This is a genomic window from Chryseobacterium sp. JUb7 (genome assembly GCF_024806495.1).
Lineage (GTDB): Bacteria > Bacteroidota > Bacteroidia > Flavobacteriales > Weeksellaceae > Chryseobacterium.
Genome location: NZ_JANUFF010000002.1, coordinates 659,042 through 673,776, shown reverse-complemented (window position 1 = coordinate 673,776; position 14,735 = coordinate 659,042). Strand labels below are relative to the sequence as shown.

The window sequence follows — 14,735 nt, the reverse complement described above, 5'->3', positions numbered from 1 at the left end:
TGGAAATATAAAGTCTTGATTTTTTAGATTTTAGGAAGTTTTTAAAATTTTTAGCTGGAATTTCCAAGTCTTGAATTTTTGGTTCTTTTGCTTCAAGGCAAAACGAACAAAACATAAAATATTAAAGAAAAAAATAACTGCGTAAAAAGAATACGTACTAACGCAATAATTTTGCTTCAACAAAAAACAATAACCATAAAAAATTAAAAAAAGAAGTGTCGTAAAACAGAGTTACTTCAGGGGGCAGCAATACAGGTTAGAATCCTGTTTCCTATTTGGGAATGGCGTAATGGTATCGCTCTGTCGATAAGTCTCTGTTTGATTTTTACCTTTTTTAAAAATAATCGATGCCGTAAGAAAAGAATTCCTTCGATTTCCACTTGAACTAGAGTCTTTTCGCTATTTTGCTCGGTTTAAACTAACCAATGTCGTTATCTTAAGAGCTCCATCGTCAAACTTCCAATTTGAACAATATTCAAAAACTCTTATAACCTGTTACTTGGTTTTTAATTAAAAATATTTAATTGCGTAAAAAGAATGCGCACTAATGCAATAATTTTGCTTCAACAAAAAACAATAACTATGAAAATTTAAAAAAGTAAGTGTCGTAAAATAGAGTTACTTCGTTAAAGGGCGGTTTTGCAGGTTCAAATCCTGCTCCTGAAAATTCAGGATAGTGTAATTGGTTATCACGTCGCGGTCAGGTCTCTGTTTGATTTTTTACCTTACTTTAAAATAATCGATGCCGTAAGAAAAGGAATCCTTCGAATTCTAATTGAATATGAGCCTTTTCGCCATATTGCTCGATCTTAAAAAAAATAAAAAAATCAAGTGTCGTTTTAGAATCATACTTCGATTGTGGCTCATTAGGTCGCAGGTTCGATTCCTGCCTTTTCTGTTGTAAACGAGATGTAGCTCAGATGGTAGAGCAAATGATAAAGAAAGGATTCTGCAATTATTACCTTGATTTAAAAAATATAGGAAGGAGTGTCTGGAAAAAATTAGTTTTGAGTCAGGCACGGACTTCGAAATTTAAAGAAAAGTTTTATGAATAATACAACAATTAAGTTTATACAAAATAAAAAAAAATCAAGTGTCGTTTTAGAATCATACTTCGAGATTGAGTAAACATTGGGTCGCGGGTTCGATTCCTGCCTTTTCCCTCGAAAAGGAGAGGTAGCTCAGAAGGTAGAGCAAATGCACGAAAGATTCTGTAATTATTACCTTGATTTTAGAAAAAAGAAGAGTGCCGTTAGAGAAAACTTACTTCGGTTAATCTTATGATGTTGGTTCGACTCCAGAATAAATCTGAAAATGATTTATATAAAGAGTTTTTTCGTCTTTTGCCTCTTTTTATTTAAAACTTATGCAAATAAGTGCCGTAGAGAAGGGTTCCTTCGTAAATATAACGGTCCTAAGGTAGCGTAATTCGGGCGACCGAACTGGCGAAGTTGGGTTGAAAACCAACCGGGCAAAAGTTTTCTGAAGAAAACGCAAGTCTCTCGCAGATGTAGAATTGCCGGCTCACTGCCCAAAATGGGTAAGAGCGGCGCTCTGAAAAGAGCACACCTTTTTCGCCTGTTGCCTTATTTGCCTTAAAAATATAAACAAGTGCCGTAGAATAGTGTTACTTCGCTCATTACGACGGGGGCGCGGGTTCGAGTCCCGCCTTTTCCACAGTCCAAAAACACAAAATCTAAATAGGAAAAGTAGCTCAGTTGGTTAGAGCACGACAATACGCTTTTTGATTGTTGTCTTGTTTAAAAATATGTGGGTGTCGTAGAAAAAAGTTACTTCGTTACCATTTGAAGGGGAGGAATAATGAAGCCGGTAATTCCGGCAAGATTATCCGATTCGACTCCGGCATAACGCTGCCCCATTACTTTTTTCGATAGTTACCTTGCAAAAATCCGATGAATAAACTTTCATCGGATTTTTTATTAAAGATATTAAAATAGAATGTTAGATTGAGGGAGAAATAAAAAGGCAATATTTTTTAAGATACTGCCCTTTTTTACCATTAACTGAATTTTTTTTCATTTTGTGTTTTTCATTTTTGAAATCAGAAATTTTACGGAATTTGCAGAAATCAAAATTTCATCATTTGTTTGTGTTTTTAGTAAAATTTAAATCTAAATATCTATACTGGTTTTACAGTACTTTTTTCATCTTGTGTCTTTGTGTTTAATACATTTTATATCATCGGTATTGGGGCTTACCTGCAGATATAAATTTTTCATCATTTGTGTTTAAGGTTTTTAATTATTCAGATACCTGATTAATTTTACTGATGCAAAGAGAAAGAAAATTCACTTAAAAACAAAAAAAACAGTATACTATTTATATACTATTTTTATTCAAGTATTTGATTATCATTTGTTTATTTTTTATGGGGTAAGTTTATTACTATGATCACTGATCCTGATTTAATTTTAAATATTTTCTTTTTATTCTCAAAATGATCATACAGTTTTAAATAAAAAAGATCTAAGAAATGAATCTTAGACCTTCGTGGATGATTGTTATGAAGATTGAATTAAACTAATTTATATTGCAAATAAAATGTAGAATCTTAAACGATATTAATAATAGAAGGCAATATCGGATGAAATTAATATTGCCATAGTTCTATTATTTCTAATTCTTACTTTTTACTATTTCAAATAGACGGTTAATTATTTAAAGATCAAAAGATTTAGGCTACCATCTGTATACTAGTTTTTTGTAATGATTTGTTAATCAGAGTTTTTATGAATTTCAAATCATTTTATCCTCAGATATTTTTCGACTTAAATAGTAATGGTAGGATGGGTAAGCTCTCTCAGCCATATTCCCATATCTTTTTCAGTAGGAATACTGAATTTTCTACGCAGATTCTGCTTTCTGTTACGGATTGTATTCACAGATTTGTAAGTATATTCAGCAATGTCTTTAATGGTAAAACCTAAAAATGTATAAGCACATAAGGTTAATTCTGTATTTCTTAACCCCGGATGATTATTCAGTAATATTTTCTGAAACTCAGGGTATACTTCCTGAAACCGGAAATAAAAAGAGGGATCATTCGCCTTTGCTAATGCGATCACTTCATTGTAGGCGTCATTTACTTTTAGCTGTAATTCTTCAGTTTCTGTATTTTTCTGAGAAATAATGTCTTCCTTTTGCTGTAAAATGTTTGTTTTTTCTAAAATAATGACCTCTTTGTGTCTTAAATTTTTCCTTAATAATTTATATATCAGAAAGAAACAAATTATTAAACTGGAGATCCCTAAAAAAATCCAATAATAGCTTTTCTGTCGGGAATTTTTATACTGATTATCTCTATCCTTTAGAATAACGTTAAGAGCATAATCTATACTTTTGCTCTTTTCTGTTTCAGCTTCAGTCTGTATTTTGCTATTAAGGATTGTATATTTTTTTTGATTTTCCTGATCTCCTAATATAGAATAGATTTTAATAATACGTTCATACACGTATTTTTTTTCATTTGCTCTGGATGAAAAATTTTGCATATTTTCAAATGACTTTAAGAAGTAATCTAAAGCTTTCTGATATTGTTTTTCCTGGAAATAATATTCACCCAGGGCTGAATGCTGCATATAGAGAACGGGGTCATTGTATTTTCTTTTTATATCATAACTTTTCTTTATGTAATAAAAAGACGAATCCATTATTTTTTTTTCAAGATATATATATGCTAAAAAAGAATAATGCTCACTCATGGCAGAAAAGTACTGTTTTTCAGGCAAGGTTTTTAAAAGCTTTCCTTGTTCTTTGTAAAAATATAATATCGAATCTTTTTCTTTTTGTCCTATGTTGGCATAAGTTCTGGCCTGTATTTCAATCGATTCATTGTCTTTACTATTTTTTAATATTTTTAGAATATTATATAATTCTTTTCTTTGTTGGGATATTAGATTTAAGGAACCGTAATTATAAGCTTTGATTTCCATTATTAATGCTTCCCATTTAATATCTTTTTGATAGAACTTTTCTTCTGTAGCTTTTTGAATGTAATAAAGGCTTTTCTTCTGTAAATCTAAATTGAATAAAGCACGCGCCATGTAGTAATAACTTTTCGTTATTCTTTCTGAGTTATTGATTTTTATAGCTAAAAGATTTGCTTGTTCCCCATATTCTAATTGTTTTAAATCTTGATAGGTTTTATGACTGTATTCTGCTTTTTCTAATAATTCATCGATTTCCTTAAACTTACCATTTTGACAAATAAAAAGATTTGATAGTATAAGAAATAAAAAAAGAATATATTTTTTAGTATAGCTTGATTTTTTATTCATATTAATTTCATCATTAAGTGTTTTTTAATTAATACAAAAATATAACAGTTGATCTTATAATAAAGGTGTTGCGAAAAATTTAAATGAATTTCCGTATTTATTATTATTTTTTACTTGAAATTAACTATTTTATTAAGTATTGATTAATATTGTAAAATAAGTCATCATGCAGTTTTCAATTAACTTGTCAGAAAAATACATGAACTATTGTGCTTTTTAGTGTTTTTATTGAAAATAGTAAGGCAAATATTTTTTCAGAGGTTATTTTTCATTCGGCTATAAAAGTTTATACTTCTAATAGAGAATTGTAATTTTCAGATATCGCGATTGTCAGCGGCTTTGGAATGCTGCATAGAAATTTCTTAAATTGTAATAAAAAATACCGGATCATTTTACCCGGTATTATTTTTCATTTGTGCTTTTACTTTTTAATAAATTTTTTCATCATTTGTGTTAAAGATATCGGATAATTTGGGGGCATATTAGCCGATATTATTTTTCATCCTGTACTTGTTTTTAGTTATTCTTTGCTGAATAAATTTTCATCATTTGTGTTTTGAAGATTATTTTAATAGGCTGTTAAACTCTTTTTATAAGTTCGATTTTAAAATTGTTCAATTATTTTATAAATATTAATTTAATTGTTTTTGATAAAATTTAGTATTTTTTTCATCAAATAATTTAAATTAATTCATTTGTACAAATTGAAACAAAAAAGATGAAAAAAAGAAAAAAGTAGTATACCATCTGCATACTACTTTTGTTTAAGTTATTGATTATAAGTTTGTTTTATTTTTGTACTGTATCTTCATTAAGTAAATCTTTTAACCATTTTTCCATATCTATTTCAGTCGGAATACTGAATTTTTTTCTTAAACTTTGTTTTCTGTTTCGAATTGTATTGGGAGATTTATAAGTGTATTCAGCAATATCTTTAATATTCAATCCCAAAAATGTGTAAGCACAGAGAGTCAACTCAGATGTTCTTAAAGTTGGAATGATTTCTAATAGTTTTTTATGGAATTCAGGATACACTTCCTGAAAACGAAAGTAAAAAGAAGGATCATTTTTTTGTGCAAGTTCAATGACTTCACTATAAGCATCATTTACTTTTAGCTGCAGCTCTTCTGTTTCTATATTTTTTTTGGAAATAATCTCGTCTTTTGTTTGGAGTGTTTTTGTAACTTCTGTTATTGTATTTTCCTTGTGCTTCAGATTCTTTCTGAGAATATTATAAATGATAACAAACAGAATAATAATAACTGAGATGCTTATTATAATCCAGATGTATTTTTTCTTCTGAGACTCATTATACTCATCATCCTGATCTTTTAAAATTAGATTAAGAGCATAGTCCACATTTCGGGCTCTCTCGGTCGCTAATTTTCTGTCGGTCTCATAATGTATTGAGTTATATTCACTTTCTTTTTCCTTATTACCAAGCTGAGCGTAGAGTTGATCGATATTTTTGTTGATATAATTAAAAGGATAATTGTTAATGTTATTTTTCTCTAAATCTTCATTAGCTTTTAAATAAAATTGCAAAGCCTTTTCATACTGTTTTTGTTCTTTATAGTAATTTCCTAATGAAATAGAAGATATAAAACCTGTAGTAAATCTATGTTTTTTATCTATTTCAGAACTTTTAACATAATAATATAAAGCCGAGTCATATTTTTTTCTTTTTAAATAGGCATTACCAATAGCAGTGTAATAACTGAATAATCGACTCGTGGAACTACTGGCAGGAAGTTTCTTAATTTCTTTATAAGAACGTTTGTAATAGATAAATGAGGAATCTAAATTGTTTTGATCAAAATGCAAGTTCCCTATATATTCATATGTCCTGGATAAAAGTTTAATAGAGGACGTGTCTTTTTTCTCTTTTAGAAGTTTTATAATGTCAAACAGCTCTTTTTTTCCTTGAGATTGAAGAGATAACGTAAAATAATCATTAGCTTTTATCTCTTTCAGCTTAGCCTGAATCAAAGGATTTTTAAGACTGTAGTTTTCTTTCTGAGCTTTATTTACAAAATATAAGCTTTGTTTTTGAAGTTCTAAACATGCGAATGAGCGAGCAATGATATAATAACTTTCTGCTATTTTTTCCGAATTACCTTCTTTTTGGGCTATAATGTTTGCTTTTTGAGCTAATTCTAATTCTTCACGATCTTTATATGACTGATGGCTGTGTTCTGCTTTTTTAAGCAGGTCATCAATTTCCCTTATACTGGAATTCTGACAAATTACGAAATTTGATAATAGTAGAATAAATAAGAAAATATTTTTCCTTATGAAATTATTAATAATCATATGCTAACTTTCGCCCCTTAAAGCTATTTGTGAATGTGGCTTACTATTTAAATGAAGGCAAAAATAAGCCAGATTTTCTTAATAATAATCGAAAACTTTATTTTTAATTATTATTATGATTAATTAATGATTTTTTTTAAAATAAATGTAACCAATAACAGTAGGGATGATACTATAATATAGCACTATCCCGGATTCTGTTATTAATTTTTTCATCATTGAGGATTTAATGTTGTATCATATATTGGGGCAATATGATGCTTTCATTATTTGTGTGTTTTAAAAAAAATACCGGATAAATATTGGGGGCAAAAAAATACCCGGTACTGTTTTATCATTTGTGTTTTTAGTAAATCTTTCTCTTATCTGATGTCATCATCTGTGTTTTTCATTTTTACTTTTTATTTCATTTGTGTTAATTAATTTCATCAAATGTTTCGACTGACTTACTGATGCAAATTGAAACAAATTTCGTGAGAATACAAAAAAAGTAGCATACTATTGATATACTACTTTTAGTTAATTAAATGATAGACAAATTGTTATGTTTTCACTGCTCCTTTGTATCGATAAGTTTTCTTAACCATATTCCCATATCCTGTTCTGTTGGGATACTGAATTTTTTCCTTAAATTTTGTTTTCTGTTACGAATTGTATTTACAGATTTATAGGTATACTCTGCAACATCTTTAATGCTGAAGCCTAAAAAAGTATAAGCATAAAGAATCAGTTCCGATGTTCTTAAATCCGGAATCACTTCCAATAGTTTTCTGTGAAACTCAGGATAGACTTCCTGAAAGCGCAGATAAAATGAAGGATCATTTTTTTTGGCAAGTTCTATGACTTCGTTATAGGCGTCGTTTACTTTCAGTTGTAACTCTTCGGTTTCGATATGTTTCTGAACGAGAATTTCCTCTTTTGCCTGTAGTGTATTGGTCACTTCACTAATAACACTTTTTGTATGTTTTAGTTTTTTATGTAAGATTCTGTAAATCAGGAAAAAAAGAATTAATAAGATAACAATTCCGATAATAATCCAGGTATTCTTTTTCGTTTGATTAGCTTCATATTCGGCTTGTTTATCATTAATGATCATTTTTATGACATGATCTATATTTTTTGATTTTCTTACATCAGCTTCTGCAATTTTTTGATCAAAAATATTTTTATATTTTGCGTGGTTTTCCTTATCTCCTAAGATTTCATAGAGCTCAGAAATATTTCTGTAAGTTCTGATATTATAAGGATTGTTGACCGAGTTTTTTTCTTTAATTGATTTTAAATAAAACTCTAATGCCTGAGGGTATTGGTCTGTACTGTAATAGTAATCTGCAAATGCTTGATATTGAGGTTGCAGCGTTGGTGGGTTGTATCTTTTTACAAGATTGAAAGATTTCTGATAATAATCAAGACCGCGGTCATAATTTTTTTTGCGGGCATCTTTTGAAAGTTCAGGGTTTTCATCATTCGTTTTTATAGAAATTCCTCCTAATCGTATGTAAAAATCGCCTAAGTTCTCATAATTTTGCCGTTCCGGTACTTTTTTATATTCATTTTCAGCCAGTTTGTAAAAGATGTAGGCCGAATCAAAATTGATTTTAGTGTTTTCATAATAACCGGCAATTCCGACATATAATTCTCCTCTGAATTTACTGGCTTCAGTCGTTTTATCGTTTTCAATAAGCTTTAAGGATTTAAAGCTTTCTTTTATAGTTTGAGAAAGATCACTGATATAATAGTTGTAAGATTTTACCTCAGTCAGTTTAGCCTGAAGCAATTTATCTTTTTGGGTATACTTTTGCTGAAAAGCTTTATCTACGTAATAGAGACTCTCTTTTGTAAGGGTAAGATCCGATAATATTAAAGAAAGCTGGTAGTAACTTTCTGCCAAATATTTTGAATCATTATCTTTAAAAGCTAAACCTTTGGCTTTTAAAGCGTAATGGATCGCTTTTATATTGTCATAATTTTCATATGACTGATCTGATTTTTTTAATAAATTTTCAATCTCATTGAATTTCTTTTCCTGAGAAGCTGCGTAGCCTGATGCAAGAAATAGAAACAATAAGAATAGAATTCTAATAGTTTTAGTTGGAATACTCATAACTTTCGCCCCTTAAAGTTATTATAATGATGATCATTAATTTTCATAAAAGTAATTATAAAAACTGAATAAAAAAATCCGGTGAAATTATTCACCGGATGCTAATTCTATTTCTTCTTCAAAAGTTTTTTTCCATTTTGCAATTGTCGTTCTGCTTATTTTATATTTTTTAGACATAAAACTTGTAGAAAGCTCATGCTTTTTTTGATATTGCAAAAGCTTAAGCATTGTTTTCTTATCGTAAGTCTTCAGTTTTTGGTTATTTTGCTGACTTTCTTTAGATTGTTTAAAGATTTTTTCGTTAAAATTCAATACATCTTCTGTGGTATTGAGTTTCTTTAAAAGCTCTTTTATTTTAGGGTCTTTTAATTTATCAGGATGATCCTGCTGAAGCATATCATGATAAATTTTAGTATAATTAGGGCGCATTACATTTTGATTTATCCGTTATTATTATTTTTCTGTAACCAGCGGTGAAGCGTGCTTTTAGGAATCGAATATTCCTTAATGATTTCATTATGAGTCATTTCACCAGACAGAATTCTGCTGATAATAAAGTTCTTAATTTCCTGAGTGTAAATATTTTTCCTGAAATAAGGAATATTACTCGTTTTTGTTTTTGTAGATTTATCAATCGCTGAAGGTGGAGAATACAATATAAGGTGCGAACTGTAAAGTCTGAAAAAATCATATTCTAACAGTTTACAGCACCTTAAAAGAAGATCTGTATCTATTGATTTGCTGCTGTAAATGTTCTCAACAAATTCTTCGTCTTTATTCAAAAAATTACAGATTCTGTCAATCGTAATTTCCATATCATTCACCCTTTCTTTGATAAATTGACCTATATGTATGTCTTTATATAACATTTTATTAAATAAAATATTTTTGTGTGTTAAACAATATCGCCTGAATATGAGTTTTTTTAGTAAATTCTTCGTTAAGTTATCAAAAATATTGATTTGCTATTTTTATCCGTGTTTATATAGCAAATATTCATTTTATAATGCCTTGTAAATTCTAATAAAATTAATGTACGTGTAAGTAGTATCTAAAGAATTTCTTGCGCATTCAAATACCTTCCTGCTTTTTAGCGATCATCTTTATTGTTATCCTAATTTCGCGTGGTAAAAATATCTACTTTAAACTTTATTAATGTTTAAGTACGAAAAATATTACTCCTAAAGCTCTTTCATGCAATTCTTTTTGTAAGTTATCTGTCGATTTTCGTAATTATTAGGCACAATCTCTAAGGAAATAGTGGAAGTCTTAGAAAAAAATCAACTTGTTAGCATTCAAAATTAAAAAAAATAGAAGTTAATCCAAAGAAATGACTTGAAATTTTTTGTTAAAAATTAAAATCAATGAAAATTTTCCAAAATAAATGGTCTATTAAGTGAAATATATTATTCTCCTAAAGATCATGAAAATTCTCCTTTTTCAGGCTAAATTTGCAGGTGAATTATGTTATCACCAAGAAAATATTGTACGGTATTTTTCAAGTCCATACCTTTGCGATTCAATGAAAAATACTCTTACTTTATTCGATTTTTCGAAAAAAATAAATTACAAAAATGAGCTCCTGGCAGGTTTTACCGTCGCAATGACGATGATTCCCGAGTCACTTTCGTTTGCAATTCTGGCAGGACTTTCTCCTTTAACCGGATTATATGCCGCTTTTATGATGGGATTGGTCACGGCAATTTTAGGTGGCCGCCCCGGAATGGTTTCCGGCGGGGCAGGCGCTACAATTGTAGTTTTGATCGCATTAATAAAAACACATGGCATAGAATATCTATTTGCAACAGTTGTCCTCGCAGGAGTTTTTCAGTTACTGGTTGGTATTTTTAAACTCGGAAAATTTGTACGGTTAATTCCTCAACCGGTAATGTACGGTTTTTTAAATGGATTGGCTGTCATTATTTTTATGGCCCAGGTCGAACAGTTTAAAATTATCGATGCAAATGGAGCAGTAAGCTGGCTTCAGGGCATGTCATTATATATAATGCTTGGATTAACGGCACTTACCATTGCCATCGTTTATTTTTTTCCAAAAATAACAAAAGCTGTTCCGGCTTCATTAATTGCTATTGTGATCGTTTTTGCAGTCGTTTTAGGCTTTAATATCAACACAAAAACAGTTGCAGATATTGCTCATATCAGTGGAAGCCTTCCGGTTTTTCATATTCCGGGAATTCCTTTTTCTCTGGAAACTTTAAAGATTATTTTTCCTTATGCATTAATTATGGCGGGTGTTGGCTTGATTGAATCTCTTTTAACACTATCAATGGTCGATGAAATCACCAATTCGAAAGGAAATGCAAATAAAGAATCTGTAGCGCAGGGAATTGCGAATATAACTAATGGCTTTTTTGGAGGAATGGGAGGCTGTGCAATGGTCGCCCAGACCTTGGTGAATCTTAATGCGGGCTCAAGGGCGAGATTATCAGGAATTATTGCATCTGTTACCATTTTAATTATCATTTTAGTGGGAGCACCATTTATTGAGAAAATTCCGATGGCAGCTTTGGTGGGAGTAATGATGATGGTGGCCATCAGTACTTTTCAGTGGGTTTCGATCAGAATTGTCAATAAAATGCCTAAGTCAGATATTTTTGTAGGAATGACGGTAGCCTTAATTACTATTGTTTTGCATAATCTAGCGTTGGCCGTTTTGGTAGGTGTTATTATTTCGGCATTAGTTTTTGCCTGGGACAATGCTAAAAGAATTCGTGCAAGAAAGTATGTTGATGAAAATGGAATTAAATATTATGAAATTTTTGGACCATTATTCTTTGGCTCTGTCACGGCTTTTACAGATAAATTTGATCCTGCAAAAGACCCCGGGCAAGTGATTGTCGATTTTAAAGAAAGCAGAATTGTTGATATGAGTGCGATAGATGCTTTGGATAAACTTTCAAAAAGATATGCTCAGCAAAATAAAAAATTACATTTGAAACATCTGAGTGAAGACTGCCGAAAAATGCTGAAAAATGCCGAAGCAGTAATAGAAGTAAATATTCAGGATGATCCAACATACAAAGTTATGCCTGAAGGATAGGAGAGTTTGGAGGTAGGAAGCCGGAAGTTTAAAATAATACCTAAACATCTGTGTAAATCTGAGAAATCTGCAGGAAGTAATAAGGTTGAAGGTAGGAAGCCGTATGCAGGAAGTATAAAATAACGCGTAAACATCTGTGTAAATCTGAGAAATCTGTGGGAAACAATAAGGTTGGAGCAGGGATCATGGTTAAGATATAATATGAAAAATCTGCATGATCAGCAAAATCTGTGGGAGAAAAAAGTACAATTCAGGAAAGAAAAACTCATCATTAACCCAAACAAGGACTGTAAAATAAAATTTACAGCCCTCGTTTTTAGGTCATTAATGTATTGGCGATGAAATCAGGCACTAAAGCATAATGCGATAATTTCATACTGATGGAAGCTCTGCCGCTTGTCAACGTTCTGAGATCAGAAATATATCCAAATGTAGAAGCCAGAGGAACTTCAGCTGTGAAGATTTTTCTTCCAGATTTTTCATCAATCGAAGTGATAATTCCTCTTCGCTTGTTGATATCGGCAGTAACGGCACCTGTATACTCTTCAATACTTTGGATCTCAATCTGCATAATCGGTTCCAGTAATCTTGGACTGCAGTGTTTTGCAATTTCTCTGAAACCGTCTCTTGCAGCAATTTCAAAATCTAAAGCGTGAGAATCTTTACTGTGAGTGGATCCGTCTAATAGGGTAATTTTCATACTTTCTAAAGGATTTCCACTCAAAGCTCCGTTTTCCATGGCTTCTCTGAAACCTTTTTCAATAGCGGGGATAAATTCACTAGGAATTACTCCTCCTTTAATCTGATTAATAAACTCCAGGCCGATTTCAGAATCTTCACGAGGTCCGATTTCAAAAGTGATGTCTGCGAATTGTCCGCTTCCGCCGTTTTGTTTTGAAAGTTTTTCCCTGTGTTTTCTCGTTTCAGTTAAAATTTCCCGATACGAAACTTTAGGTTTTCCCTGATTGATTTCAATTCCGTGGTTCAGTCGGATTTTTTCTAAAGTTACCTCAAGATGCAATTCTCCTAATCCACTTAAGAGTGTTTCACCAGTCTGTTTGTCTCTTTCAACAACTAAAGAAGGATCTTCTTCCTGAATTTTCGCTAAGACCAATCCAAAAGATTTCTCATCAGCATTTGTTTTAGGTTCAATCGAAACTCTGATAACCGGAGCAGGAATTGTAATGGATTCAAGCAAGACAGGTTTTTCAATGGATGATAAAGAGTCTCCTGTTTTTGCATCTTTTATTCCTGTTAAAGCAACGATATCTCCCGCTTTTCCCATGTCGATAGTTAACGTTTTGTCGGACTGCATCTGCAAAATTCTGGAAATCCTGAATTGTTCCCCTGTTCTCACATTCAAAACAGTATCTCCGGATTCTATCTTTCCTGAATATATCCTGAGCATTGCCAGTTTTCCCATATGTTTATCAATCATCACCTTGAAAACCAGTCCGGAAAAAGTTTCTGCTTCATTTCTTTCCAGTTCAGCCGTTTCCTCCGTTTTTACATCTTTTCCTTTGATAGGAGGTAATTGATTGGGTGAAGGAAAGTAACCTACAATCGCATCGAGTAAAGGCTGAACTCCTTTATTTTTAAATGCAGAACCACATAAAACTGGAACAAGAGTTCTTGATTGACAGACCCTTTTTATGGCTTCAGTAATCATTTCTTCAGAAATTTGATATTCAGAATTCATAAATGTTTCAAAAAATGTTTCATCGAATTCTGCCACTGTTTCCATTAATTTCATTCTCCATTCAGAAGCTTCTTTGATATAATTTTCAGGAATTTCCTTTTCAATAATGGTTTCTCCGTTTTCATCAACCCAGTACAGTGCTTTCTGTTTGATTAAATCAATAACTCCTTCAAAATGATCTTCAGAACCTATAGGTATTTGCAATGCTAAAGGCGTTGTATCTAATTTAGTTTCAATTTCTTTTAAAACAGCAAAGAAATCGGCTCCGGTTCTGTCCATTTTATTGATAAAACAAATCTTGGCAATTCCATGTTTTTCTGCTTGGAACCATACATTTTCCGTTTGTGGCTGAACTCCCGAAGAAGCGCAGAAAACGGCAACGACGCTGTCTAAAACCCGAAGAGAACGTTCTACTTCTACTGCAAAATCAATGTGTCCTGGCGTATCAATAATGTTGATATTGAAAATAGTATGATCTTTTTTCCATTGAGTGGAAATTGCAGCCGATGAAATTGTAATTCCTCGGTTTTTCTCCTGAATGTCCTTATCCATAGTGGTATTACCATCGTCTACATTTCCGATTTTGTGAATCATTCCTGTGTAATAAAGCAATCTTTCCGTGAGTGTAGTTTTTCCTGCATCGACATGTGCTATAATCCCTATATTTCGTGTGTTGTATTTCATTTTGTTTAATTTAAATTGTTGATTTTAAGGTTGTATTGTGAAATTTTAGGCACGAAAATTCCATGATCTTACAATGTATTCCGTAAGAAGTTCATTTTTATTTTCGTTAAAAATTTTAGACAACCTTTTCGAATGTAAAAGCTGAAAGTAGGGTAGCAAAAAAGACCTATCTGAACAGATAGGCCTTCAATATGTTGTTTGTTTTATAAAGGTCGATCGTTATTCAGATAAATATTCAGTGCTACCAAAGTACACAGCTCTGATAGGATGGTTTAAAGTTATAATATTTATCATTTTTGTTGACATTGTTGATTGTTAATCGGTTGCGAAATTAGAAAAAATATTTAAATGACAAAAACTTTTTTTAATTTTTTTGAATAGCTTAAAAAACTAAAATTTTGCTTGAACATAAAAATAAAATAAAATTACGGGAAATCATAAAAATATCTTAAAACATACCCCTACATTTATTCATTAATAAGAAAAATTCTATCTTTGGGAGAACTGAAAAATTTTAAACACGAATTGATGACAGCAAATAATAACCATTTAAAAATCTTTTTCAAGAAAAGCTAA

At 31.0% G+C, this 14,735-nt stretch carries 7 protein-coding genes; 1 reads left to right on the top strand and 6 read right to left on the bottom strand.

The window, feature by feature from the left end; translation table 11 throughout:
* Window positions 1-2,789: 2,789 nt before the first annotated feature.
* From M2373_RS06620 to M2373_RS06600, 5 genes are all read right to left on the bottom strand, one after another.
* A complete protein-coding gene (locus M2373_RS06620; RefSeq protein WP_259108829.1) occupies window positions 2,790-4,298 on the bottom strand; it encodes a hypothetical protein in 1,509 nt (502 codons plus the stop codon).
* A gap of 789 nt (window positions 4,299-5,087) precedes the next feature.
* Window positions 5,088-6,611 carry a tetratricopeptide repeat protein gene (locus M2373_RS06615; RefSeq protein ID WP_259108827.1) on the bottom strand — a complete coding sequence of 508 codons (1,524 nt, stop codon included), beginning with the start codon at window positions 6,609-6,611 and terminating at the stop codon, window positions 5,088-5,090.
* Window positions 6,612-7,161: 550 nt separating this feature from the next.
* The gene (locus M2373_RS06610) at window positions 7,162-8,715 is read right to left on the bottom strand and encodes a hypothetical protein (RefSeq protein ID WP_259108825.1); all 1,554 of its coding nucleotides are present in this window, start codon (window positions 8,713-8,715) and stop codon (window positions 7,162-7,164) included.
* Window positions 8,716-8,802: 87 nt separating this feature from the next.
* Window positions 8,803-9,144 carry a helix-turn-helix domain-containing protein gene (locus tag M2373_RS06605; RefSeq protein ID WP_259108824.1) on the bottom strand — a complete coding sequence of 114 codons (342 nt, stop codon included), beginning with the start codon at window positions 9,142-9,144 and terminating at the stop codon, window positions 8,803-8,805.
* An 11-nt stretch (window positions 9,145-9,155) separates the two neighbouring features.
* Complete coding sequence (locus tag M2373_RS06600; RefSeq protein ID WP_259108822.1) at window positions 9,156-9,584, bottom strand: transposase; 429 nt, start codon at window positions 9,582-9,584, stop codon at window positions 9,156-9,158.
* 653 nt (window positions 9,585-10,237) lie between these two features.
* Between M2373_RS06600 and M2373_RS06595 the strand changes: the two genes are divergently transcribed.
* Window positions 10,238-11,776: a SulP family inorganic anion transporter gene (locus tag M2373_RS06595; protein WP_259108903.1), complete on the top strand. Its 1,539-nt coding sequence runs from the start codon at window positions 10,238-10,240 to the stop codon at window positions 11,774-11,776.
* A 316-nt stretch (window positions 11,777-12,092) separates the two neighbouring features.
* On the opposite strand, the gene fusA is transcribed toward M2373_RS06595, so the two are convergent.
* On the bottom strand, window positions 12,093-14,159 hold the full coding sequence (gene fusA / locus M2373_RS06590) for an elongation factor G (RefSeq protein ID WP_259108819.1): 2,067 nt from the start codon (window positions 14,157-14,159) through the stop codon (window positions 12,093-12,095).
* Window positions 14,160-14,735 lie beyond the last annotated feature (576 nt).

Bases quoted from the DNA above. Each gene is read 5' to 3' on its own strand.
- M2373_RS06620 (WP_259108829.1), bottom strand. From the start codon at position 4,298: ATGAATAAAAAATCAAGCTATACTAAAAAATATATTCTTTTTTTATTT.
- M2373_RS06610 (WP_259108825.1), bottom strand. From the start codon at position 8,715: ATGAGTATTCCAACTAAAACTATTAGAATTCTATTCTTATTGTTTCTA.
- fusA (WP_259108819.1), bottom strand. From the start codon at position 14,159: ATGAAATACAACACACGAAATATAGGGATTATAGCACATGTCGATGCA.
- M2373_RS06595 (WP_259108903.1), top strand. From the start codon at position 10,238: ATGAAAAATACTCTTACTTTATTCGATTTTTCGAAAAAAATAAATTAC.
- M2373_RS06615 (WP_259108827.1), bottom strand. From the start codon at position 6,611: ATGATTATTAATAATTTCATAAGGAAAAATATTTTCTTATTTATTCTA.
- M2373_RS06605 (WP_259108824.1), bottom strand. From the start codon at position 9,144: ATGCGCCCTAATTATACTAAAATTTATCATGATATGCTTCAGCAGGAT.
- M2373_RS06600 (WP_259108822.1), bottom strand. From the start codon at position 9,584: ATGTTATATAAAGACATACATATAGGTCAATTTATCAAAGAAAGGGTG.